This is a genomic window from Micromonospora foliorum (assembly GCF_022229015.1).
Taxonomy (GTDB): Bacteria; Actinomycetota; Actinomycetes; order Mycobacteriales; family Micromonosporaceae; genus Micromonospora; species Micromonospora foliorum.
This window is the reverse complement of sequence record NZ_JAKKFF010000456.1, coordinates 1-21,920: the sequence shown is the minus strand read 5'-3', so window position 1 is coordinate 21,920 and position 21,920 is coordinate 1. Positions and strand designations below refer to the sequence as shown.

The window sequence follows — 21,920 nt, the reverse complement described above, 5'->3', positions numbered from 1 at the left end:
AGCTTCATGCGGCTTCCCCGAAGGCGACGTCGCTCGCGAGCACCGCCGCGCCGGTGACACCGGCACGGCCGCCCAGCTCGGACAGGACGACGGGAAGGTTGCCGGTGGCCAGCGGCAGTGACCGGCGGTAGACCACACTGCGGATCTCGGCGAGCAGGATGTGGCCCAGTTGGGCCAGCCCACCGCCGATCACGATCATCGACGGGTTGGTGAAGCTGACCAGGCCGGCGAGCACCCCGCCGACCCGCCGTCCGCCGTCCCGGATCAACTGGATACAGGTCACGTCGCCCTCGACGGCGCCCTCGGCGACGTCCAGGGCGGTGACGACACCCCGCAGGGCCAGCCGCTCGGCCAGCGCGGGCGACGTCCCACTGCGGGCGGCGGCAGCGGCGTCCTTGGCCAGCGCGGCGCCGCTGAACAGCGCCTCCAGGCAGCCGACGTTGCCGCAGGAACACATCGGACCGTGCGAGTCGACCTGGATGTGGCCGATGTCGCCGGCACAGCCGTCGGTGCCCCGGTAGACCTCGCCGGTGAGGTAGATGCCGCACCCGATGCCGGTGCCGATCTTCACGAAGAGGAAGTCGTCCACCGAGTGGGCCACCCCGCCGTGTCGCTCGCCGATCGCCATGATGTTGACGTCGTTGTCGACCACCGCCGGGCAGCCGTGCTCCCGGCTGAGCAGCTCACGCACCGGGTACCGGTCCCAGCCCGGCATGATCGGTGGTGAGACCGGAACGCCGTCGCGGAAGCTGACCGGGCCGGGTACGCCGATGCCCACGGCGTCCAGTCGCTCGTACGCGCCGTCGACCCGGGCCTTGTGCAGCAGTTCGTTGACCCGTTGCAGGGTCACCTTCGGGCCGTTGCGGATGTCGGCTGCCTCGGCGTAGTGGGCCACCGGTTCGAGGCGGCCGTTGACCACCTCGACGTCCATCGAACTGGCGCCGAGGTCGACGGCGGCGAAGCGGAGCTTCGGGTTCAGCTCGACGAGCGTCGAGCGACGCCCACCTCGGGACGCGGCGAGCCCGGCCTCGGCGACGTAGCCCAGTGTCACCAGGCGATCCAGCTCGGCCAGCATCCGCGGGCGCGGCATCTGGAGTCGGTCGCCCAGCTCGGCCCGGGACACGGCGCCCTCGTCGCGGAGCAGCCGCAACAGGCGCACGTGCAGGGGGTCGACGGTGCGCACCCGGGTCCCCCTCTTCTTTGGCAGCGTTCACATCGACGCAATGCCGATGTGGTGTGTCCGACACAGTAAGAGCGTTCTACGCCACCTGTCCAGAGCTTCAACCGTTTCGCGACCAACTTTTGTCCGAAAGAACAAAAGCTACTAGTCGATCAAGGAAAGGATCACGGACCGCCCCTGGCCCCTCGCCCCCAGTTCCATCGACGGACACGCAAACGCCCCGCCAGCCGATCCTCGGTGGCGGGGCGTTTGGCGCGGGACCGTCAGCGGCGACCCCCGGCGTTGCGCTTCTTCTTGAGCTTGCGGTCGTCGCGCAGCTCGACGTACGGCTCGTCGTCCACCGCATGGCCGGCCGAGATCGCGCGACCGCGCTCCAGCTCCGCGTCGAACTCCGCCCCCAGCAGGATCGCGATGTTGCTCAGCCAGAGCCAGACCAGGAAGATGATCACCCCGGCCAGCGTCCCGTACGTCTTGTCGTACGAACCGAAGTTGCTCACGTAGAAGGCGAACAGGCCGGAGATCACCAGCCAGATCACCACTGCCAGCACCCCGCCCGGGCTGACCCAGCGGAAGCCGCCGTGCCGCGCGTTCGGTGAGGCCCAGTACAGGATCGCGAACATCAGGCTGACAAGGATCAGCAGCACCGGCCACTTGGCGATGTCCCATACCGCGACGGCCGTCGAGCCGAGCCCGATCACGTCACCTACCGATTCGGCGAGGCGGCCGGTGAAGACCACGATCACCGCGCAGACCAGCAGCAGTACGCCGATCACCGCCGTCACACCGGCCCGGATCGGCAGCGTCTTCCAGATCGGCCGGCCCTCCGGCACGTCGTAGATGGTGTTCGACGCACGCATGAACGCACCGATGTAGCCGGACGCGGACCAGAACGCGGCCAACAGACCGATGATCGCCGCGATGCTGGCCAGGCCGCCGTTCCGCTGGGCGGTGTCGATCGCGCCCTCGATGATCTTCTGGATGCTGTCGTTGGGCACCGCCTGGTTGACGGTGTCCTTGACGCCCTCGGTGGCGCTCTCGCCGAGCAGGCCGAGCAGGGAGATCAGCACCAGCAGGCCGGGGAAGATGGACAGCACGCCGTAGTAGGTCAGTGCCGCCGCCCAGTCGGTCAGGCTGTCGTCCTGGAATTCGGTGATCGTCCGCCGCAGCGCCGCCTTCCAGCCGCTGCCGGGCAGGTCGGTGGGGCTGTCCGGGCCCGCGTCGGGCCCCACCGGCGTGGTTGCGGGATCACGCTCCCGCTGGGCGGAAGACTCGTCCGAGGCCATCGCCCCTCCTCCTGGTCGGCGGTGTCACCTCCGGACATGCCCCGTCGACGGGCGCGGGTAACCCCTACTTGTAGAGCAACCTCGCCATTCGGCGAGAAGCCACCAGCAGGCCGACCGCCACCATCACCAGCAGGTAGAGCACGTCGAGCAGCCAGAGCCAGCCACCGCCGCCCAGCGCGACCCCACGGATCAGGTGCACCGACCGGTACAACGGGGTGATCTCGACGAGCCAGTGGAGCACTGTCGGATAGGCCTGCGCCGGCACGAAGGTGCCGGAGAAGAGAAAGAGCGTGAACTGCGCGGAGCCCATCAGGTCGAAATCCTGCCAGCTGCGCATGAAGGTGGAGATCGCCATGCCGAGCGCCCCGAACGCGAACCCGACCAGCACCGCGGCCGGGAGGGCGGTCAACGCGCGGGTGACGCTTGTCAACTCCAGTGCGACCATCACCCCGAGGAACGCCGCCGAGTAGGCGCTGCCCCGCAGCATCGCCCAACCCAACTCGCCCAGGGCGATCTCGAACGGCCGTACCGGGGTGGCGATCATCCCGTCGTACAGCTTCATGTACTTCATCTTGCCGAAGAAGTTGAAGGTGGTCTCCGCGAGCGCCCCGGTCATCGCCGAGGACGCCAGCATCGCCGGGGCCACGAACTCGGCGTACGAGACCAACCGCCCGTCGGGCAGCGGCAGGTCGCCGACCAGCGCGCCGACGCCCACCCCGATGGAGAGCAGGTAGAGCAGCGGCTCCACGAAACCGGAGAGCAGCAGCAGCCAGTAGACCGACTTCAGCGCCGCGACGTTGCGCTCGACCACCGACGCCGACCGCCGGGACGCGGCGGAGACGTCGACCAGTCGGGGCAGGATCAGCGTGACCACGACACCCTCTCTGCTTGCTCTTCAGACGACGAGTTGCTCTTGCTTGCTCGGCTGCCGGGCCTGCTCCGCCGCCCGGCTAGACGACGAGCTTGCGCCGGAACGCCCGCACCGCCAGCAACCAGCCGGCGACCGCCCAGACGGCCAGGTAGAGCAGGTGCCCGGCGATCGACCACTGTGGGGCCACGCCGAGCGTGGCCGCGCGGCACAGGTCCACGGCGTGCCACAACGGCGTCGCGTACGCCAGCCAGCGCAGCGCCTCGGGCAACGACTCGACCGGAAAGAACACCCCGGCGAAGAGCGTCATCGGGATGACCGCGAACCGGAACAGCATCGCCAGCCAACTGTCGGTCGACACCGACGCGGCGTACGCGAAGGTCGGCGCGGCGACGGCCAGCCCGAGCAACGCCACCACCGGCAGGGTGGCCACCGCCCACGGCGACCGCAACGCCCCGAAAAGCCCGGTGACCAGCAGGAACGCCGCGATCGTGGTGAGCACCCGGAACAGCACGAAGGCTAGGTGCCCGGCCACGATGTCACCCACCCGCAGCGGCGACGCGCCCTGCGCGAAGTAGGTCTTGACCCACTGGAAGTTGCTGAACACCGGCCAGGTCGAGTCGCCCACGGTCACCTGGAGGGCGGTCGAGGCGATCAGCCCGGGGACCAGCCAGTCGAGGTAACGCACCCCGCCGACGCCCTGGTCGATGTAGGCGCCGACGCCCAGCCCGAAACCGAGCACGGTGAGCACCGGCAACAGGAACGAGGAGAACATCCCGGCCCGCCAGGTGCGCCGCAGACCCACCAGGTAGTGCTCGAACACCGCGTACGCCGGCACCCAGGGGAACCGCGCCGACCTCGTCACACTCACCCGACCACCCCGCCTGCCACGCCGGCCACCACGACCTGTCTACCCCCGGGGTACGACAGACCGCCGGTCACCCTACGACGACCCCGACGACGTGTCGCCCGGGTTTCGCCGCGTTCGACCCGGGCCCCGCTCGTTGATCGACTCGGTTTCCAGGAAGTCGCGGTGTCAACGCCACCGCTATAGCCCGACTTCCTGGAAGCCGAGTTGATCTGGACGGCGTGGCCGCTACCTACCGGCGAACGGCGTCGGACTCGACGAACGCCCGCCACGCGTCGGGCGGGAAGACCAGCACCGGACCGACCGGGTCCTTGGAGTCGCGGACGGCCACCAGCCCGGGCAGGTTGGCGGCAACCTCCACACAGGCACCACCGCTGCCGTTGCTGCGGGTGCTCTTGCGCCACCGGGCGCCGGTCAGCTCCATGTCTCCGCCACTTCCGCGATCAGGTCGAGGGACTGCTGCTGCGATAGTGCCTCACCCCGGATCGACTCCCACACCTCGACCATCTGCCGGACGTACTCGGACCGGTCAATGACCTGCCCGTGGCGCTGCCCGTCCAGGTAGACGACATCCTCACCGGTGGCTGTGGTGGCGATCACGAAGGGACCATCGAGCCCAGCGTACGCACCGGCGGACAGCGGCACGACCTGGATTCGGACCCGGGGCAGGGCCGAGCCGAGCTTCACCAGGTGACGCAACTGCTCGCGCATCACCTCCGGCCCGCCGACGTGGCGGCGCAGCACGTACTCGTCGACGACCACGCTGAGCAGCGGCGGCCGGTCCCGGGTGAGCACGCCCTGCCGATCGAGCCGGGCGGTCACCTGCTGTTCGACCTCGTCCGCCGCGAAGAGCCCGGCACCGGCCAGGATGGCGCGGGCGTAACCCTCGGTCTGCACCAGGCCCGGCACGTAGAGCGGCTCGAACCACCGCAGCGCGGTGGTCTCCTGCTCGATGCCGGCCCAGTCGCGGAACCACGGCACCACGGCCTCCCGGCTGATCCGCCGCTGGATGCGTTCGAACCGACCGTCGGCCCCGAACACGGCGTCACACCGACGGGCGAAGTCCAGACTCGGCCGGCGCTCGGACGTCTCCACCTTGGCGACCAACGCCCCGGAATAGCTCAACGCCTCGGCCAGCGCCGTCTGCGACATCCCACTGGCGGCCCGGGCCAGCCGCAGTTCCTCGGCGAAGTGCTCCAGCATGGACGAACTCTCCACGGACACCCTCCGTACATTCCCGTACCGCGCCGGGCCGACCGCCGTACGCGCTGGTCGTCGGCGTGCGGAACCTCCCACCGTAGTCGGATGCTCACCAGACTGTCACGCAGCGGAACCGCTCACGGGATCAGACGGCGGGCGGAACCAGGCCGGGAGCGCCCCGTGACCCCCCGATCCGGGGCGCTCCCCACCCACCCGATGGAGGTTCCCTCGTGCGACTCACCTGGTCGGCTCATGACGGTGGCGGGCACTGATGCCCCGGTACCGCCCACACGTGGCGGCACGGCCGTCCTGGCGCTGCCGGGTCTGCGGCGCGGCGTGGCCCTGCTCGCCGGCCCGCCTGGCACTGCTCGGCGAGTACCGCGAGGATCGGATCAGCCTGCTCGTCTACCTCGCCACGGTGCTCTTCGAGGCGGCCGAAGACCTCGCCGGTCAGGCCGGGCACGACCGACTGACCGACCGATTCATCACCTGGGCCCGAGCCCGTTGAACGGGTTCAGCAGTTCGACGCGCGGGAACGCTTGCCGCTGAGCCGCCAACGATCGGACGGTTGAACCGTCATTGGTGGAGCCGGGTGCTCGGTGGCCGGGCCGAGGTGTCGACGGGCGGGCAGCCCCGACCTCGACGGCTGCGCCGGTCAGGCCGGCCGGTACCCGCGGACCAGCGCCTGCACGGCGTAACCGAGCAGCAGCACTCCCGCGCCGACGCCGATCACCAGCCCGGCGGAGACGGTCGAGGCGAGGCCGGTGACGAGGCCCGCCGCAGCCACCAGGCACAGCGCGGCACCGAGCGGACGAAGCAGCGGATCCCGCAGGAGCGGGGCGAGCGGGAAGAAGTGCAGACCGACCACCAGGCAGACCAGCACCGGAACGTACTCGGACCAGTCGGCGGCGACCAGCACGGCCGCACCCAGCCCGGCAGCCGCGAACTCGGCGACGACGATGAGCAGGTACGGGCGGTCAGCGGCCCGGTCCCGGGGGCTGCCGGCCCCCCGGAGTCGGGCGAACAGCACGCCGCCCAGCACGGCGGTGAGCAGTGCGACGAGGCTGCCCACCACGAGCAGGGCACGCAGTGGTTGCTCCGCCGCCGGCACACTGAACCAGACCATCGCGAAGATGCCCAGGTAGAGGGCGGTGAGCCCGGCCTGACGTCGGTTGGCGGTCACCAGATCAGACATGAAACTCCCCCGGGTTACGACAGACCGCCGGCCACCCTACGACGGCCCACCGACTTTGTCGCCCGCGTTCCACCGCGTCGTCCGGCCCCCGCCCGAGGCCCGGCCCTCCAGGGCCCCGGCCGCACGCCTGGGCCCCGGCCGCACGCCTAGGCCCCGGCCGCACGCCTAGGCCCCGGCCGCTCGTCCTGAATCCCGGTCCCTCGCCCCAGTCCCGGCCCTTCGCCCTGACCCCTGGCCCTTCGCCCTGACCCCGGTCGCATGCCCTGACCCGGCCCCCCGCCCTGACCCCGGCCGCATGCCCCGAGTCCTGACCCGTCGCCCTGGCCCTGCCCTCTCCCCCTGGGCCCCGACCGCTTGATCGACTCGGGCTTCAGGAAATCGGGCTGTCCGCTCCGCCGTATCACCCCGACTTTCAGGAAGCCGAGTCGATCAAGCGAGGGCCCCGGGGGGTTCGCCGGAAATGTCGCGGGTGGACCCGTCAACGTCACTCGCCGGCGGTCAGTCGACCAGGGTGCGGCCGGTCAGGTGCAGGAAGACGTCCTCCAGGCCGCTGCGCCGGACCAGCACGTTGGCCGGCTGAAGCCCCAGCGCGGTGACCTGGGCGACCGCCGTGTCGCCATCCGGCACGTAGAGCAGGACCCGGTCAGGCAGCACCTCGACCCGCTCCCCCAGCCCGTCGAGCTTGCCGGCGAACGGCTCCTGCGACTCGGCGGCGAAGCGCAGCTCGACCACCTCACGGGTCGAGTGCTGCTCGATCAACGCTCGGGGTGAGCCCTCCGCGACGATCCGGCCGCCGTCCATCACCACCAGGCGGTCACAGAGCTGCTCGGCCTCGTCCATGTAGTGCGTGGTGAGCACCAGCGTGACGCCCTGCTGCTTGAGTCGGAACAGCCGTTCCCACACCAGGTGCCGGGCCTGCGGGTCGAGCCCGGTGGTCGGCTCGTCGAGCAGCACGATCTCCGGATCGTTGACAAGCGCGCGGGCGATGGTCAGCCGACGCTTCATGCCACCGGACAGCGGCTCGACCTTGCTGTCGGCCCGCTCGGTCAACTGGACGAAGTCGAGCAGCTCGGCGGCCCGCTCCCGGGCCGCCCGGCGCGAGATGCCGAAGTAGCGGGCGTACACGGTCAGGTTTTCCCGGACGGTCAGCTCCGGATCGAGATTGTCCAGCTGGGGGCAGACCCCGAGACGCGCCCGGATCGCCGGCCCGTCAGTCACCGGATCCATGTCGAGGATGCGCAGCTCGCCCCCGCTGGGTGGGGAGATGCAGCCGATCATCCGCATGGTGGACGACTTGCCCGCGCCGTTGGGCCCGAGGAAGCCGAACGCCTCACCCGGGCGCACCTCGACATCGATGCCGTCCACGGCGGTGAAATCGCCGAACCGCTTCACCAGCCCACGAGCCTGAATCAGTGGTCGCCCCGAAGTCACCGCCCGACCCTAACCGCCCGGTCCGACAGCCCTCCACGCAAATACCCGTGGTGCGCCGGGACGTGCGACGCGGAACGCGCAGGGCGACGACGCCCGCGACCCGCCGGGACGTGCGACGCGGAACGTGCAGGGCGACGACGCCCGCGACCCGCCGGTCACCCCGACCACGGGCGGCGAAACGCCGGTCGATGCCCCACCCGTTAGCCAATCGACGTGTATCGTCCTTTCGTGTCGCCCATCAGCGCGCCCGATGGTTCGTCGTCACCTGCCCGACCAGCCAACTCTCCCGCCGGTGGGCCCGCAGCGAGCCCCGGCGGCGGGCCACCTCGGCCACGACCGGGAGCCGAGCCGGCTGAGCCCGGCGAGCCTGACGGCACCCACCCACCAAACCCCGCCACCCTCGCCACCGAGCCCACCCCAAGTAGGCCCGACCAGACCGGGCCCGACCAGGCCGGACCCGACCCGAGCCCACCCGACCAGACCGGACCCGACCCGAGCCCACCCGGCCAGACCGGGCCCGACCCGAACGAGCCCGACCCAAGTAACCCGGGCGTCGCCGAGCGGGCCACCCGGGACCTGGCCGCCCAGTTCGAGGACGAGAAACCGGGACGGGTGCTCTCCGGGCCGGCGGGTCTGCTCCTCACCACGGCGGCGCTGGCGATCGGCGCTCTCGCCCTGTGGCAGGTGTTCCGCCCCCTGTCCCAGGGCAGCAAGTACTACCTGATCATCTTCCTGGCCGGCGTACTCCCGTTGGTCTTCCTCGCCTACCCGGCCGACCTGCGGCTGCCGGCCCGCCTACGCGCCCGACGACCGGCGTCGGCGCGGCCCACCGTGACCGACTGGGTCCTGGTCGCCCTGGCGGTCACGGCCTGCCTCTATCCGGTCCTGCCGATCCGGATCGGCAGCGGTGGCGGCGGCTACAACGCGTTCCTCGACCGGCAGGGCCTGCTGGCACCGACGGATCTGGTGCTGGGCACCGTCCTGCTGCTCCTGCTGCTCGAAGCGTGTCGACGTACGACCGGTTGGATCCTGCCCGTGGTCTGCCTGCTGTTCCTCAGCTACGGCTACTACGGTGGGTTGCTGCCGCAGTCCTGGCCGGTCGCGCACGCCGGGCTCGACTTCAGTCAACTCGTCGACGCGTTCTACAACTCCGACAGCGGCTTCTACGGCACGCCGCTCGACGTGGCCGCCTCGTACATCGTGCTGTTCACCATCTACGGCGCGGTGCTGGAGCTGTCCGGGGCCGGCCGGTTCTTCGTCGAGCTGTCGGCCGCGGCGTTCCGGCGCTCGCGTACCGGCGCCGGCCGGACGGCGGTGGCCTCGGGGTTCCTGCTCGGCACCGTCTCCGGCTCCGGCGCGGCGACGACGGTGAGCATCGGCGCGGTCACCTGGCCGCTGCTGCGCCGCGCCGGCTACCCGCCGGAGCGGGCCGGTGGCATGCTGGCCGCGGCCGGGGTGGGCGCGATCCTCTCCCCGCCCACCCTGGGTGCGGCGGCGTTCATCATCGCCGAGTACCTGGGCGTCTCGTACCTCCAGGTGCTGGGCTGGGCGACCGTGCCGACGGTGCTCTACTACCTCGGCATCCTGCTCGCCGTGGAGATCGACGCTCGCCGCTCGGGCGTACGCCCGGTGGTGATCGACGTGGGCTCGCCCTGGCGGCTGCTGGCCCGGTTCGGCTACCACTTCGCCTCGCTGATCGCCATCATCGTGTTCCTGGCGGTCGGCATGTCCGCGACGAGGGCTGTCGTCTTCGCCATCCTGCTCGCTGTCGCGTTGTCGTTCCTGGCCTCCCGAAACGACCGCGCGCACCGGCTCACCCCGGGCCGGCTGGTGACCGCGCTCGTCACCGGCGTACGCGGCGTCCTCGCCGTCACCGCTGTCTGCGCCGCCGCCGGCATCATCACGGCGACCACCACGAAGACCGGCCTCGGGCCGCAGGCGGCGGCGCTGCTGATCGGCGGGGCGCAGGCGGCCACCTCGGACCCGACGCTGGTGCTGGTGCTCACCGCGCTGCTCGCCGCCGTCGCGCTCACCCTGCTGGGCCTGGCCGTGCCGGTCACCGCGTCGTTCGTGATCGGTTGGGTGATCGTCGGTCCGGCCCTGCTCGACCTGGGCGTCACCGCGCCGGCGGCGGCGATGTTCGTCTTCTACTTCGCGGTCCTGTCCGAGGTGTCCCCACCGACCGCGCTCGCCGCGGTGGCCGCCGCCGCGGTCACCGGCGGCCGGCTGGTGCCGACCATGTGGCAGACCCTGCGGTACGCGCTGCCGGCGTACCTGATCCCGATCGCGTTCGTCATCACGCCGGCCGGGCTGGGTCTGCTCGGCATCGGTGGCGTCCAGCGGATCGCCTTCGCCGCGGCGGTCACCGCGCTGAGCGTGGCGGTGCTCGCCGTCGCCGCCGGTGGATGGCTGCCCGGCGTGGGGCCGGCCGGTGCCCCGGAACGAGTGCTGGGCGCCCTCGCCGGCGTCACCCTGCTCTGGCTCGAACCCGTGCCGGTCACGGTCGGCGTGACGCTGGCCGTCGTCGCGGCGGCGGGTGTGTTCATCCGACGCGCCGGCCGGTCCTCGTCCGGATCACCAGCCAATCCTGTGGAGGAACAACTGTGAGACGAATCGACGTACGGCTCGCGGCGGGCCTGAGCGTGCTCGCCCTCGTCACGGTCGGTGCCGCGGGTTGTGGAGGTCAGCAGGGCGGCGCGGCCACTGACGACACGGCCAGCGACGTCACCTGCGAGGTGACCAAGGAAACCCGCGTCGGCATCGCCACCGGCAACGCGACAGGCGTCTACTACGTGGTCGGCAACGCCCTGGCCGGGCAGTTGTCCGGGGCGACCGGCGGCAAGCTCACCGGCACCGCCGCCGAGACCGGCGCCTCGGTGCAGAACGTCGAGCAACTGGTCGGTGGCCAGTACGACGTGGCGTTCTCGCTCTTCGACACGGCGGTCAACGCGGTGCAGGGCAAGGGCAGCTTCACCGCGCCGCAGCCGGTGGAGGCGCTGGCCCGCATCTACGACAACTACACCCAGGTGGTGGTCCGCAACGACTCCGGGATCACCTCGGTGGCCGACATGCGGGGCAAGCGGATCTCCACCGGCTCACCGAAGTCCGGCACCGAGGTGATCGCCAACCGGCTGCTGGAGGCCGCCGGCCTCGACCCGGCCAAGGACATCCGGGCGCAGCGACTGGACCTGACCAAGACGGTCGAGGGGATCAAGGACGGCAGCGTCGACGGCTTCTTCTGGTCCGGTGGTCTGCCCACCGGGGGCCTCACCGACCTGTTCACCACAGCCGGGGACTCGGTGAAGTTCGTCGACATCTCGCCGCTGCTGCCGAAGATGACCGCGTTGAGCCCCGCCTACCAGGCCGGGACGATCGGCCGGGACACGTACCGGACGGCGACCGACACGCCGACCATCGTCGTACCCAACGTGTTGCTGGTCCGCAAGGACCTGGACGCCAACGTCGCCTGCGCGATCACCCGGACCGTCTTCGACAAGCGGGACACGCTGGCCCAGGCGAACCCGGCGGCCCGGGGCATCTCGCTGGAGACCGCCCGCAGGACCGACCCGGTGCCGCTGCACCGCGGCGCCGAGAAGGCGCTGAAGGACCTCGGCGCGAACTGACCCGGCCGGTCAGACGTCGGCCGGCGCGGTGGCGGCGCGGGCCACGCCGACCAGCCGGTCGGTCTCGGCGAGCAGGGCCTCGTCGTCCGTCGGAGTGCCGGGGTCGAGTCGGACCGTCCAGGTCAGACCGTCGACCCCGGCCACGCGCCGGGCCGCGACCCGCGCCGCGCCGCCGGGCACCGGCTGGTGTTCGGTGTACGCGACCGAGCGGGTCACCCGGGCCCGCACCTGGTGCGGCAGCTCCCCCGGGTCGAGCAGCAGGTACGTCTCGGCTGGACCGTCGACGACCACCGTGTAGCCGTCCCGCTCGACGACGGGCTCGGCGGGGGTGACGGTCAGTTCCCGGCCGGACCAGACCGCCTTGAGGATGGTGTGCCAGCCGAGCCGGTGCCCTCGACCGGGCAGCCACAACCCGAGGTTGGTGGCGACCACCACCCCGTCGCCCTCACCGTTGCCGGCGGCGGCCCAGGCCAACACCCGCTCGTCGGCGGTCAGCGGCGGCCGGTCGGCCGGCGGCAGCTTCGGCTTGCGGCTGAACAGTCCCATCTAGAGGCCTCCCGCGGCCTGCTCGCGCAGCGCCCGGGCGTGCTGCTCCAGGGACAGCAGCTCACCGAAGGCGGCGAAGTACTCGTCCTTGTTGTTGACCGGGTTGATCCGCTGGATGCGTGACTTGAGGTCCCGGACCCGGGCGGTCACCGACCCGAACTGCACCCGGGCCATGGTGATCGACACGTAGCGCGGGTCCGGTTCGCCGTCGATCCGCAGTGGTTCGACGGCCAACTCACCGACCAGCGCCGCTGCCGCCAGGTCGTCGCAGGCGTCGCGGACCGACTCGATCCAGACCGCGCCGCCGGCCGCCGACGCGGCACCACCGGCCGCCGAGATGGCCGTGCGCACGGCGACGTGCACCGGGTGGCGGTATTCGGTGGACTCGACCGCGTCGAACATCGGCCCGGCCAGGACCGGCTGCTGGAGGGCGAGTTTGAGCGCCTCCCGTTCGACCATCGACTGCGGGCTGTCCAGTGCCGGCTCGGGGCGGGCCGAGGTCTGCCGGGCGGCGGGGGCGGCGTCGCGGGTGCCGGTCGGCGCGGTGTTGCCTGCTGCCAGCACCGCCCGCTGCACCGGCTCGATCTCCATGCCGAGGTCCATGGCGAGCTTGCGGACGTACTCGGGGCGCTTCTCCCGGTCCTTGAGGCGCGCGACAAGCGGCGCGGCGTGCCGCATCGCCTCGACCCGGCCGTCGACGGTGTCCAGGTCGAAGCGGCTGATCACGTGTCGCAGCGCGAAGTCGACGAGCGGCTCGCGGCGGGCGACCAGGTCACGCACCGCCAGGTCGCCCTTTGCCAGCCGCAGGTCGCACGGGTCCATGTTGTCCGGGCTGACCGCGATGAACGTGCGCCCGACGAAGCGCTGATCGTCCTCGAAGGCGCGCAGCGCGGCCTTCTGCCCGGCGGCGTCGCCGTCGAAGGTGAAGATGATCTCGCCGGCCACCTCGTCGCTGTCGAACAGGAGCCGACGCAGGACCGAGATGTGGTCCGCGGCGAAGGCGGTGCCGCAGGTCGCCACCGCCGTTGTCACCCCGGCGAGGTGGCAGGCCATCACGTCGGTGTAACCCTCGACGATCACCGCCCGCCCCTGCTTGGCGATCTCCCGTTTGGCCTGGTCGATGCCGTAGAGCACGTGCGACTTCTTGTAGATCGGCGTCTCGGGGGTGTTCAGGTACTTCGGGCCGTCGTCGTCGTCGAAGAGCTTGCGCGCGCCGAAGCCGATCACGTCGCCGGCCAGGTCACGGATGGGCCAGAGCAACCGGCGGCGGAACCTGTCGATCAGGGTGCCGGAGCGGGACTCCCGGGACAGCCCGGCGGTGACCAGCTCCTGGTGGGTGAAGCCCTGCTGGCGCAGGTGCTTGGTGAGCAGGTCCCAACCCTCGGGCGCGAAACCACAGCCGTAGCGCTCGGCGGCGGCCCGGTCGAAGCCCCGGCGCGCCAGGAACTCCCGTGCCGGCCGGGCCCCGGCGGTGCTCAGTTGCGCGCGGTAGAACTCGACGGCGGCGGCGTGCGCGGCGACCAGGCGCTGCCGCTGACCCTGCTGCGGGCGGGGGCGCGGGGTGCCCTTGTCGTCCTCGATGTAGCGCAGCTGGATGCCGGCGCGGCCGGCCAGCCGCTCGACGGACTCCACGAAGCTGAGGTGGTCGGCGTCCATCAGGAACTTGATCGCGTCCCCGCCGGCGCCGCAGCCGAAGCAGTACCAGACGTTGCGGGCCGGGGACACGTTGAACGACGGACTCTTCTCGTCGTGGAACGGGCACAGGCCCTTGAGATTGCCGCCGCCGGCGGACTTCAGGGTGACGGTCTCGGAGATCACATCCCCGATCGAGGTGCGTTCCCGGACCAGTGCGATGTCCTCGTCCCGGATCCGCCCAGCCATGCGCCACCCCCTCGCCGTACATCCTGCCCTGCCCGACCGACGACACGCCGGCCGGGGGACGCCGGTGTGGCGGCGACCGCTGCGGGCTGGGCGGTTCCGGCCCGCGGGCCGGGTCCGCGCGGGGACCATGACCAGATGCGCCGGGTACGGACCGAAGCCCCCCGCCTGCCACGATGGCTGGCCGCCCGGATGGGGCTACCCGGGCAGACCACGCCGGAAGACGAGGCCGGACACCGGCACGCCACCTGGCTGGAACTCTTCCTCGACCTCATCTTCGTGTACGCGCTGGCGGCGGTGGTGGCCCGGTTGGGCAACGAACCGACCCCGTCGCCGAGGGCCGTGCTGGCCGTGATCGGGCTCTTCGTGGTGATCCAGTGGGCCTGGATGGGGCAGGTCTACTACGACACCCGGTTCGACCCGGACGACGCGCTGCACCGACTGCTGGTGCTTGTCGCGTTGGTCGGCGCGGGCGCGATGACCCTCGGGGTCGACGAGGTTCCGGAGAGCGTGCTCCTGCCGGTCGGGTACCTGATCGTGCGGGGCGTGCTGCTCCTGCTGTACCTGCGCGCACGCCCGACCAGCGCGAGGGCCCGGATGGTGACGACTGTCTACCTGATCGGCTTCGGGTCGGGCTGGTTGATCTGGCTGGTGTCGCTGACCGTGCCCACCGAGCTGCGCCCGGTCCTGTGGATCGTCGCGATGGTCATCGAACTGGCCACGCCCTGGGTCGGGGTGCGCTGGCTCAACCGCTGGCCGGTGGACAACCGGCACCTGCCGGAACGGATCGGCCAGTTCACCATCATCGTGCTGGGTAGCGCGCTGGCCAGCCTGCTCTTCGCCGTACCGGACCACCCCCCGCCACACATGATCCTCACCGCCGGGCTGGCGTTCCTGATCCCGGCGGCCGTCTGGTGGGTCTACACCACCTTCGTCACCACCCGCCTGACCCAGAGCCGGCTGCGCGGCGGGCAGGCGTACACCTACCTGCACATTCCGCTCGGTGGTGCGTTGCTGCTGCTCGGCTGGGCGCTAGGTCAGGTGGTCCGGCTGGTCGACGACAACGCCACCCGGCTGCCGCTGGAGCTGCGGCTGCTGCTGGGCGCCTCGATGGTGGTGTGGACGGCCTGCGGGCTCGCCCTGTACTGGCTGTGGACCCGACCGAGCGCCGCCCGGTTGGCGATCGCCGCCTACGGGGTGGTCTCGGTCTGCCTGGTCACCGCGACGGTGCACCAGCCGAGGCTGATGCTGGTGCTGCTCTCCCTGGCGGTCGTCGGGTACGCCGTCCTGCTCAGCCGGCGCCTCGCCCGGGCCGGCGAGGAGATGAGCACGCCCGAGGGATGACCGCCGCTCAGGCCGCCGCGGCAGGCGCCGGAATGGTTGTCTCCTCGGCCGCCACCTGCTGGTTCCAGTCGGCCTTCGTGGAGCGCCAGCCCTCGTCGTCCATGCCACGCCGCCAGTAGCCGGAGATGGAGAGCTGCCCGAGGGGTACGCCCCGCTCGCCGCGTAGCAGCCGGCGCAGGTCCCGGACGAACGCGGCCTCGCCGTGCACGAACGCGTGCACCTGGCCGGCCGGGAACTCCAACGCCCGTACCGCCGCGACCAGCGCCTCGCCCACCGGGCGTTCGCCGCGATGCAGCCAGGTCAGCTCGACCGCCCCGGGGCTGAGCAGCTTCTGCTCCTCCGCCGGGTCGGCGATCTCCACGAAGACGTGGGCCGGGGCGCCCAGCGGCAGGCGTTCCAGGGCGGCGGCGATCGCCGGCAGGGCACTCTCGTCACCGACCAGCAGATGCCAGTCCGCGTCCGGGCTCGGCGCGTACGCCCCGCCTGGGCCGACGAAGTGCACCGGATCGCCGGGGCGCAGCGCCGCGGCCCACGGGCCGGCCAAACCCTCGTCGCCGTGGTGCACCACGTCGACGGTCAACTCCCCGGCCAGGGGGTCCCAGCGCCGCACCGTGTACGCGCGCAGCCGGGGCCACTGCTCCCGGGGCAGGTCCCGGCGGATCGCGGCGAGGTCCAACGGCTGCGGGTACGCGACGTGCGGCTGCGGGAACACCACCTTGATGTAGTGGTCGGTGAACTCGCCCACCGGCAGGCCGACCAGTTCGTCCCCACCGAGGACGAGCCGGATCAGGTGCGGGGTGGGCCGCTCGGTGCGCAGCACCCGGGCCGAGGTGACGTTCCTGGGGCGTTCCGTCATGTCAGTTAGGTTAGCCTAAGCTGGCTCGCGGTCAATCGGCGGCGTGCCTCCGCCGACCAGGCGGGTGTGCCAGCTCACCGCCGCCGGGTCGGTGAGCGAGGCCACCTGATCGATCACCACCCGCAGTCGGGCCGTGTCGTCCGGGGCGGCCCCCCACAGCGGGGCGAAGACCGGGTCGAGCCCCTCCGGGGCACGCCGGACCAGCGCGGCGACCAACTCCGCCAGCATCGTCCGCTGCCGCTCGTAGCGGCCCCGGAAGCCACTGCGACGCATCACGTACCGCAGCGCGATGCCCTTGAGCAGGGCACACTGCGCCCGGACCAGGCGGGGCACCACCAGGTCGGCGCCGTAGCGGCGGTGCGGGCCCGGCCCGAAGCGCTCCTCCGTGGCCGCCACCGCCGCCGACACGAACAGCCCGGTCACCCCGCTGGTGGTGGCCTTCAGCGCGACCTGCGCGCGATGGCTGCCGTCGTAGCCGGCGAACGGGGCGAGCAGCGGACCGGCCAGCAGGTCGACAAGCACCTCGGCCAGGTCCGCCGCGGACTCCCCGGAGTAGGCGGTGGCCACGTCGGCGCAGAGTGCGGCCCGCTCGTCGGCGTCGGTGAGCAGCGGGTGCAACGTGACGTAGCCGCCGTGGATGCCGTCCTCCACGTCGTGCACCGAGTACGCGACGTCGTCGGCCCAGTCCATCACCTGGGCCTCCAGGCAGCGCCGGTCGCCGGGCGCGCCGGCCCGGATCCAGTCGAAGACGGCCAGGTCGTCGGCGTACACCCCGAACTTGCGCTCCCCCGGCCGGCGCGGCCACGGGTACTTGCCGATCGCGTCGAGCGACGCCCGGGTCAGGTTCAGCCCGGCGGACGAGCCGTCCGGGGCGAGCACCTTCGCCTCCAGGCGGGTCAACACCCGCAGGGTCTGCGCGTTGCCCTCGAAGCCGCCGCACGGCGTGGCGAGCAGATCCAGCGCAGCCTCGCCGTTGTGCCCGAACGGCGGGTGCCCGAGGTCGTGCGCAAGCCCCGCGACGTCCACCACATCCGGGTCGCAGCCCAGCCGGGCACCCATCTCCCGCGCGATCTGCGCCACCTCCAGCGAGTGGGTCAGCCGCGTACGCAGGAAGTCGTCCGTGCCGGCGGTGTGCACCTGGGTCTTGGTGGCCAGCCGGCGAAACGCCGCCGAGTGCAGCACCCGGGCCCGGTCGCGCTCGTACGGCGACCGGCGATGCCCGGTGTCCTTGGGCGGCTCCTCGACCAACCGCGCCTCTGGCTCACTCCTCGCGTTCACGGAGCCACCACAGTTCGCGACTGCGGGGCTCGCAAGACCGGCTCACTCCTCGCGCTCACGCAACACGCAGAACTCGTTGCCCTCGGGGTCGGCCAGCACCGTCCACTCGACGTCGCCCTGACCGATGTCGACGTGCCGGGCGCCCATGTCGACCAGGCGCTCGACCTCGGCCTCCTGGTTGGCGGGGCGCAGGTCGAGGTGCAGTCGGTTCTTGCGCTCCTTGCCCTCGGGCACCGGGCCGAAGAACAGGGCGGGCAACTGGTCCGGGGACTGGCGGATCTCCACGCCGCTCGGAGTCTCGGTGACGACCTGATAGCCGAGCGCCTCGGCCCACCAACGGGCCAGTCGGGCCGGATCGCGGGCGTCGACAGTCAGGCTCTCCCAGACACTGGTCACGCAGTCACCTCTTCCCGTTCGACGCGGCGCCCAATCGGCCGTGTGCGAGCGAGCCAAGATTACGCCCGCCCCCGCTGCTCGACCCGCTCACGACGCATCGACGAAGGGCACACAACCACCGATTGGCTCGCAGTTGCCAACCGATCGCCGAGGGTTACGGGCTCGCGGCCAGAAGTGGCCAGCGGTAGCGTTCCCAGCGCGGAACGTGACCAGCCGACTGACACGCAGAGCCGACCGGTGAGGGGTAACGCTCGTGGACGCAGACACGGTGATGGGAACGGAGCTACGCGGGCTGCGCCAGCGGCGACCCGACATCGCCGGGACGGTGCTGGCGGGCACCGACGGCCTGCTCATCTCCAGCGACCTTCCGAGCACCGACGCCACCCATCTCGCCGCGCTCGCCGCCGCGAGTTTCGGGCTCGGTCACCGGGTGGCGGACACCGTCCGGCGGGGTGAGTTCCGGGAGTCGGTCGTGTGCACCACCGCCGGCTGCGTGGTGACCTACCCGGCCGGGCGCAGCGCCCTGCTGACCCTCGTCACCGTGTCGGCGGCGGGTGACCTGGAGGCGCTGCACGAGGAGGCACGGGCGGTGGCCCGCCGGGCGGGGTCGTTCCTCGACGTTCGCGGCGGAGGCATCGGCGCGACCTCGGTGCCGGACGCGCACGCCCCGCTGGCCACGCGTACCCCGATGGCGACCCTGCCGGCGCAGTTGCGCCGCTCGTCCCGACCCACCTGGCGTCGTCCGCCGATCTGAGCGCCGGCGGCGGCCCGGTGACCGGACCGCCGCCGACGCGCGTCAGCGGCTGTCCGACCCGCCGCTCTCCACGACCGCCCGACCGGCCTCCAGCCGGGCCACCGGCACCCGGAACGGCGAGCAGGACACGTAGTCCAGGCCGACCTCGTGGAAGAAGTGCACCGAGTCCGGGTCGCCACCGTGCTCACCGCAGATGCCGAGCTTCAGCCCGGGCCGGGCGGCCCGGCCCTCCTCGGCGGCGATGCGCACCAGCCGACCGACGCCGTCGCGGTCGATCGACTCGAACGGCGAGATGCCGAAGATGCCCAGCTCCAGGTAACGCCAGAAGAACGCCCCCTCGACGTCGTCGCGGGAGAAGCCCCAGCCCATCTGGGTCAGGTCGTTGGTGCCGAAGGAGAAGAACTCGGCCGCCTCGGCGATCTGCCCGGCGGTCAGCGCCGCCCGGGGCACCTCGATCATGGTGCCGATCAGCACCTCGACACCGCTGTCCCCGACCACCTCGGCGATGATCTTCTCGGCCTCGGCGCGGACCGTCTCCAGCTCCTGCACCGCGCCGACCAGCGGCACCATGATCTCCGGCTTGGCCACGCCCCCGTTACGGGCGCAACTGACCGCCGCCTCGGCGATGGCCCGGACCTGCATCGCGAACAGGCCGGGGATGACCAGGCCGAGGCGTACGCCGCGCAGCCCGAGCATCGGGTTCTCCTCGTGCATCCGCCGGACGGCGGCGAGTAGCGCCTCCTCCTTGGCCACGTCCTCGCCGCGTTCCTGGGCGACCGCCACGTTGACGGCGAGCTGCTCCAACGGCGGCAGGAACTCGTGCAACGGCGGGTCGATGAGCCGGACGGTGACCGGCAGGCCGTCCATCTCCCGGAAGATCTCCTCGAAGTCGGCCCGCTGCAACGGCAGCAGCGCAGCCAGCGCCGCCTCCCGCTCACCCGGGGCCCGGGCCAGGATCAGCCGCTCGACCAGCTCCCGCCGGTCGCCGAGGAACATGTGCTCGGTGCGGCACAGCCCGATGCCCTCGGCGCCGAAGCGCCGGGCCCGGGCCGCGTCCGCGCCGGTGTCGGCGTTCGTGCGGACCGCGAGCCGCCGTTTCCCGTCGGCGTGCGTCATGATCCGGTGTACGGCCCGGACCAGCGCGTTGTCGATGTGCTCCGGGTCGAGGCTGCCCTCGAAGTACTGCACGACCTCGGAGGGCATGACCGGCACCTCGCCGAGGTAGACCTTGCCGGTGGTGCCGTCGATGGACACCACGTCGCCCTCGTTGACGGTCTGCCCGGCCACGGTGAACCGCTTCGCCGGCACGTTCACCTCGATCTCGTCGGCGCCGGAGACGCAGGTCTTGCCCATACCCCGGGCCACCACCGCGGCGTGGCTGGTCTTGCCGCCGCGCGACGTGAGGATGCCCTGCGCGGCGATCATGCCGTTCAGGTCGTCCGGGTTGGTCTCCCGGCGCACCAGGATCACCGACTTTCCCTCGGCGGCCAGCTCGACGGCCCGGGCGGAGGTGAAGACCACAGTGCCGGACGCCGCGCCGGGCGAGGCGCCGATGCCCTTGGCGACCGGCTGGAACTCGTGGTCGAGCTGGAAGCGGGGGAACATCAGCTGGGCCAGTTGCGCGCCGTTGACCCGGTGCAGCGCCTCGTCCAGGTCGATCAGGCCCTCGTCGACGAGCTGCCCGGCGATCACGAACGCGGCGGCGGCGGTGCGCTTGCCCACCCGGGTCTGCAACATCCACAGCTTGCCGCGCTCGATGGTGAACTCGATGTCGCACAGGTCCTTGTAGTGCTCCTCCAGCCGGGCCATGATGCCGAGCAGCTCGTCGTAGGAGGACTTGTCGAGCTGCTCCAACTCCTGCAACGGCACGGTGTTGCGGATGCCGGCCACCACGTCCTCACCCTGGGCGTTGGCCAGGTAGTCGCCGTAGATGCCCTGCGCGCCGCTGCCCGGGTCGCGGGTGAACGCGACGCCGGTGCCGGAGTCGGGCCCGAGGTTGCCGAAGACCATGGTCACCACGTTGACCGCGGTGCCGAGGTCGGCCGGGATCCGCTCCTGGCGGCGGTAGAGCACCGCGCGCTCGGCGTTCCACGACTCGAAGACCGCGCGGATGGCCAGGTCGAGCTGTTCGCGCGGCTGCTGCGGGAACTCCCGACCGGTGTGCTCCAAGAAGATCTTCTTGTACGCGTCGACAAGCCCTCGCAGGTCGTCGGCGTCCAGATCCAGGTCGTTGTGGGTGCCCTTGGCGTGCTTGGCCTCGTCGAGCGCGTGCTCGAACTCCTCGCCCGGCACCTCGCAGACGGTCTTGCCGAACATCTGGATGAGTCGCCGGTAGGAGTCCCAGGCGAACCTGTCCGCGCCGCCGGAGGCGGCCTGGCCAGCCAAGCCTCCCGCCTGTCGTGCCAGTCCTTCCACGCTCTGGTCGTTGAGGCCGACGTTGAGGACGGTCTCCATCATGCCGGGCATGGAGAACTTGGCACCGGAGCGGACGGAGACCAGCAGTGGGTCCTGCGGGTCACCGAGGCGCTTGCCCATCGCGCGCTCCAGCGCTTCCAGGTGCGACTCGATCTGCCCGGCGAGCCCGTCCGGCTCCCGTCCCGTCGCGAGGTACGCCTGGCAGGCCTCGGTGGTGATGGTGAAGCCGGGTGGGACGGGCAGGCCCAGGTTGCTCATCTCGGCGAGGTTTGCCCCCTTGCCGCCGAGCAGCTCCTTGAGGTCCTTGTTGCCTTCGGAGAAGTCGTAGACGTACTTGTGATCGACGGTCTCTTGCGCTGCCACCAGAGCCTCCACAACACACGCGCCGGATTGACACTTAACGAAGGTTCAGTTTTCTTCTTCCCCGGGACGGACCGCCGGTAATCCCGGGGTCAACGCCGATCGGTGGGCGAAGGTTAAGCGAACATCGAGTGACCTGGGACCGTTCGGTGACAATTGGCACAGCCATCACGACTATCCGTGTTCGTACCGGTTTTTGGGAACGCTTCCATGCGCACCATCACGCATCCCGGCCGAGCGTCGTACGCTTGACGCCACGCCAGCCGGTGAACCTCACTTTTGCCATAACCGACGCGAATACACCCCCGGAGTCGCCGCCGTGTCGACCATCCCCTCCCCCGGCCCCACCGCCGTCCCCGCGCCGCTGTCGGCGGGGGAACCGGACGCGGCCACGCTGGCGCGCGCGGCCGAGCAGACCGCGGGCACGCTGCTCGCCGCGGCGGCC

General features: G+C 71.5%; 18 protein-coding genes and 1 pseudogene. 5 read left to right on the top strand and 14 right to left on the bottom strand.

Going from position 1 to position 21,920, the window contains the following annotated elements:
- Positions 1–4: 4 nt before the first annotated feature.
- The 6 genes from PSH25_RS27730 to PSH25_RS27705 form a co-directional block, all read right to left on the bottom strand.
- Positions 5–1,183, bottom strand: a complete 1,179-nt coding sequence (locus PSH25_RS27730) for an ROK family protein (protein ID WP_238661839.1) — start codon at positions 1,181–1,183, stop codon at positions 5–7.
- A 260-nt stretch (positions 1,184–1,443) separates the two neighbouring features.
- On the bottom strand, positions 1,444–2,463 hold the full coding sequence (locus tag PSH25_RS27725) for a YihY/virulence factor BrkB family protein (RefSeq protein ID WP_238661838.1): 1,020 nt from the start codon (positions 2,461–2,463) through the stop codon (positions 1,444–1,446).
- A gap of 64 nt (positions 2,464–2,527) precedes the next feature.
- A complete protein-coding gene (locus PSH25_RS27720; RefSeq protein WP_238661837.1) occupies positions 2,528–3,337 on the bottom strand; it encodes an ABC transporter permease in 810 nt (269 codons plus the stop codon).
- Positions 3,338–3,413: 76 nt separating this feature from the next.
- Positions 3,414–4,202, bottom strand: coding sequence for an ABC transporter permease (locus tag PSH25_RS27715; RefSeq protein WP_308193743.1), 789 nt, complete (start codon positions 4,200–4,202; stop codon positions 3,414–3,416).
- A gap of 229 nt (positions 4,203–4,431) precedes the next feature.
- A complete protein-coding gene (locus PSH25_RS27710) occupies positions 4,432–4,623 on the bottom strand; it encodes a DUF397 domain-containing protein (RefSeq protein WP_238661836.1) in 192 nt (63 codons plus the stop codon).
- Complete coding sequence (locus PSH25_RS27705; protein ID WP_238661835.1) at positions 4,614–5,417, bottom strand: helix-turn-helix domain-containing protein; 804 nt, start codon at positions 5,415–5,417, stop codon at positions 4,614–4,616. Before PSH25_RS27705 ends, PSH25_RS27710 begins: the two co-directional genes overlap by 10 nt.
- A 274-nt stretch (positions 5,418–5,691) precedes the next feature.
- Here PSH25_RS27705 and PSH25_RS27700 point away from each other — a divergent pair, with 274 nt between their 5' ends.
- Positions 5,692–5,907 carry a flavin reductase gene (locus tag PSH25_RS27700; protein WP_238661834.1) on the top strand — a complete coding sequence of 72 codons (216 nt, stop codon included), beginning with the start codon at positions 5,692–5,694 and terminating at the stop codon, positions 5,905–5,907.
- A 147-nt stretch (positions 5,908–6,054) separates the two neighbouring features.
- Here PSH25_RS27700 and PSH25_RS27695 read toward each other — a convergent pair whose 3' ends face one another.
- Both PSH25_RS27695 and PSH25_RS27690 read right to left on the bottom strand, forming a co-directional pair.
- The gene (locus PSH25_RS27695; protein ID WP_238661833.1) at positions 6,055–6,594 is read right to left on the bottom strand and encodes a hypothetical protein; all 540 of its coding nucleotides are present in this window, start codon (positions 6,592–6,594) and stop codon (positions 6,055–6,057) included.
- Positions 6,595–7,092: 498 nt separating this feature from the next.
- Positions 7,093–8,025, bottom strand: a complete 933-nt coding sequence (locus PSH25_RS27690) for an ABC transporter ATP-binding protein (RefSeq protein ID WP_238661832.1) — start codon at positions 8,023–8,025, stop codon at positions 7,093–7,095.
- Positions 8,026–8,253: 228 nt separating this feature from the next.
- Between PSH25_RS27690 and PSH25_RS27685 the strand changes: the two genes are divergently transcribed.
- Both PSH25_RS27685 and PSH25_RS27680 read left to right on the top strand, forming a co-directional pair.
- Positions 8,254–10,632 carry a TRAP transporter fused permease subunit gene (locus PSH25_RS27685; RefSeq protein WP_238661831.1) on the top strand — a complete coding sequence of 793 codons (2,379 nt, stop codon included), beginning with the start codon at positions 8,254–8,256 and terminating at the stop codon, positions 10,630–10,632.
- Complete coding sequence (locus PSH25_RS27680) at positions 10,629–11,648, top strand: TAXI family TRAP transporter solute-binding subunit (protein WP_238661830.1); 1,020 nt, start codon at positions 10,629–10,631, stop codon at positions 11,646–11,648. The genes PSH25_RS27685 and PSH25_RS27680 overlap by 4 nt, the downstream gene beginning before the upstream one ends.
- 9 nt (positions 11,649–11,657) lie before the next feature.
- On the opposite strand, the gene PSH25_RS27675 is transcribed toward PSH25_RS27680, so the two are convergent.
- Positions 11,658–12,194 carry a hypothetical protein gene (locus PSH25_RS27675; RefSeq protein ID WP_238661829.1) on the bottom strand — a complete coding sequence of 179 codons (537 nt, stop codon included), beginning with the start codon at positions 12,192–12,194 and terminating at the stop codon, positions 11,658–11,660.
- Positions 12,195–14,097: pseudogene (gene dnaG / locus PSH25_RS27670) on the bottom strand (DNA primase).
- 113 nt (positions 14,098–14,210) lie between these two features.
- Between dnaG and PSH25_RS27665 the strand changes: the two are divergent.
- Positions 14,211–15,416: a low temperature requirement protein A gene (locus PSH25_RS27665; RefSeq protein ID WP_238661828.1), complete on the top strand. Its 1,206-nt coding sequence runs from the start codon at positions 14,211–14,213 to the stop codon at positions 15,414–15,416.
- Positions 15,417–15,423: 7 nt separating this feature from the next.
- On the opposite strand, the gene PSH25_RS27660 is transcribed toward PSH25_RS27665, so the two are convergent.
- From PSH25_RS27660 to PSH25_RS27650, 3 genes are read right to left on the bottom strand one after another with little or no spacing between them, the layout of a single operon-like run.
- The gene (locus PSH25_RS27660; protein ID WP_238661827.1) at positions 15,424–16,272 is read right to left on the bottom strand and encodes a siderophore-interacting protein; all 849 of its coding nucleotides are present in this window, start codon (positions 16,270–16,272) and stop codon (positions 15,424–15,426) included.
- Positions 16,273–16,287: 15 nt separating this feature from the next.
- Positions 16,288–17,550, bottom strand: a complete 1,263-nt coding sequence (locus PSH25_RS27655; protein WP_238661826.1) for a deoxyguanosinetriphosphate triphosphohydrolase — start codon at positions 17,548–17,550, stop codon at positions 16,288–16,290.
- A 42-nt stretch (positions 17,551–17,592) separates the two neighbouring features.
- Entirely contained in the window at positions 17,593–17,946 is a 354-nt protein-coding gene (locus PSH25_RS27650; protein WP_238661825.1) for a VOC family protein, read from the bottom strand.
- A gap of 253 nt (positions 17,947–18,199) precedes the next feature.
- On the opposite strand from PSH25_RS27650, the gene PSH25_RS27645 reads away from it, so the two are divergent.
- Positions 18,200–18,700, top strand: a complete 501-nt coding sequence (locus PSH25_RS27645) for a roadblock/LC7 domain-containing protein (RefSeq protein WP_238661824.1) — start codon at positions 18,200–18,202, stop codon at positions 18,698–18,700.
- 42 nt (positions 18,701–18,742) lie between these two features.
- Here PSH25_RS27645 and ppdK read toward each other — a convergent pair whose 3' ends face one another.
- On the bottom strand, positions 18,743–21,478 hold the full coding sequence (gene ppdK / locus PSH25_RS27640; protein ID WP_238661823.1) for a pyruvate, phosphate dikinase: 2,736 nt from the start codon (positions 21,476–21,478) through the stop codon (positions 18,743–18,745).
- Positions 21,479–21,920 lie beyond the last annotated feature (442 nt).

Excerpts from the sequence above, each read along its gene's own strand:
- PSH25_RS27695 (WP_238661833.1), bottom strand. The coding sequence starts at position 6,594 with ATGTCTGATCTGGTGACCGCCAACCGACGTCAGGCCGGGCTCACCGCC.
- PSH25_RS27710 (WP_238661836.1), bottom strand. The coding sequence starts at position 4,623 with ATGGAGCTGACCGGCGCCCGGTGGCGCAAGAGCACCCGCAGCAACGGC.
- PSH25_RS27665 (WP_238661828.1), top strand. The coding sequence starts at position 14,211 with ATGCGCCGGGTACGGACCGAAGCCCCCCGCCTGCCACGATGGCTGGCC.
- PSH25_RS27725 (WP_238661838.1), bottom strand. The coding sequence starts at position 2,463 with ATGGCCTCGGACGAGTCTTCCGCCCAGCGGGAGCGTGATCCCGCAACC.
- PSH25_RS27660 (WP_238661827.1), bottom strand. The coding sequence starts at position 16,272 with ATGACGGAACGCCCCAGGAACGTCACCTCGGCCCGGGTGCTGCGCACC.
- PSH25_RS27675 (WP_238661829.1), bottom strand. The coding sequence starts at position 12,194 with ATGGGACTGTTCAGCCGCAAGCCGAAGCTGCCGCCGGCCGACCGGCCG.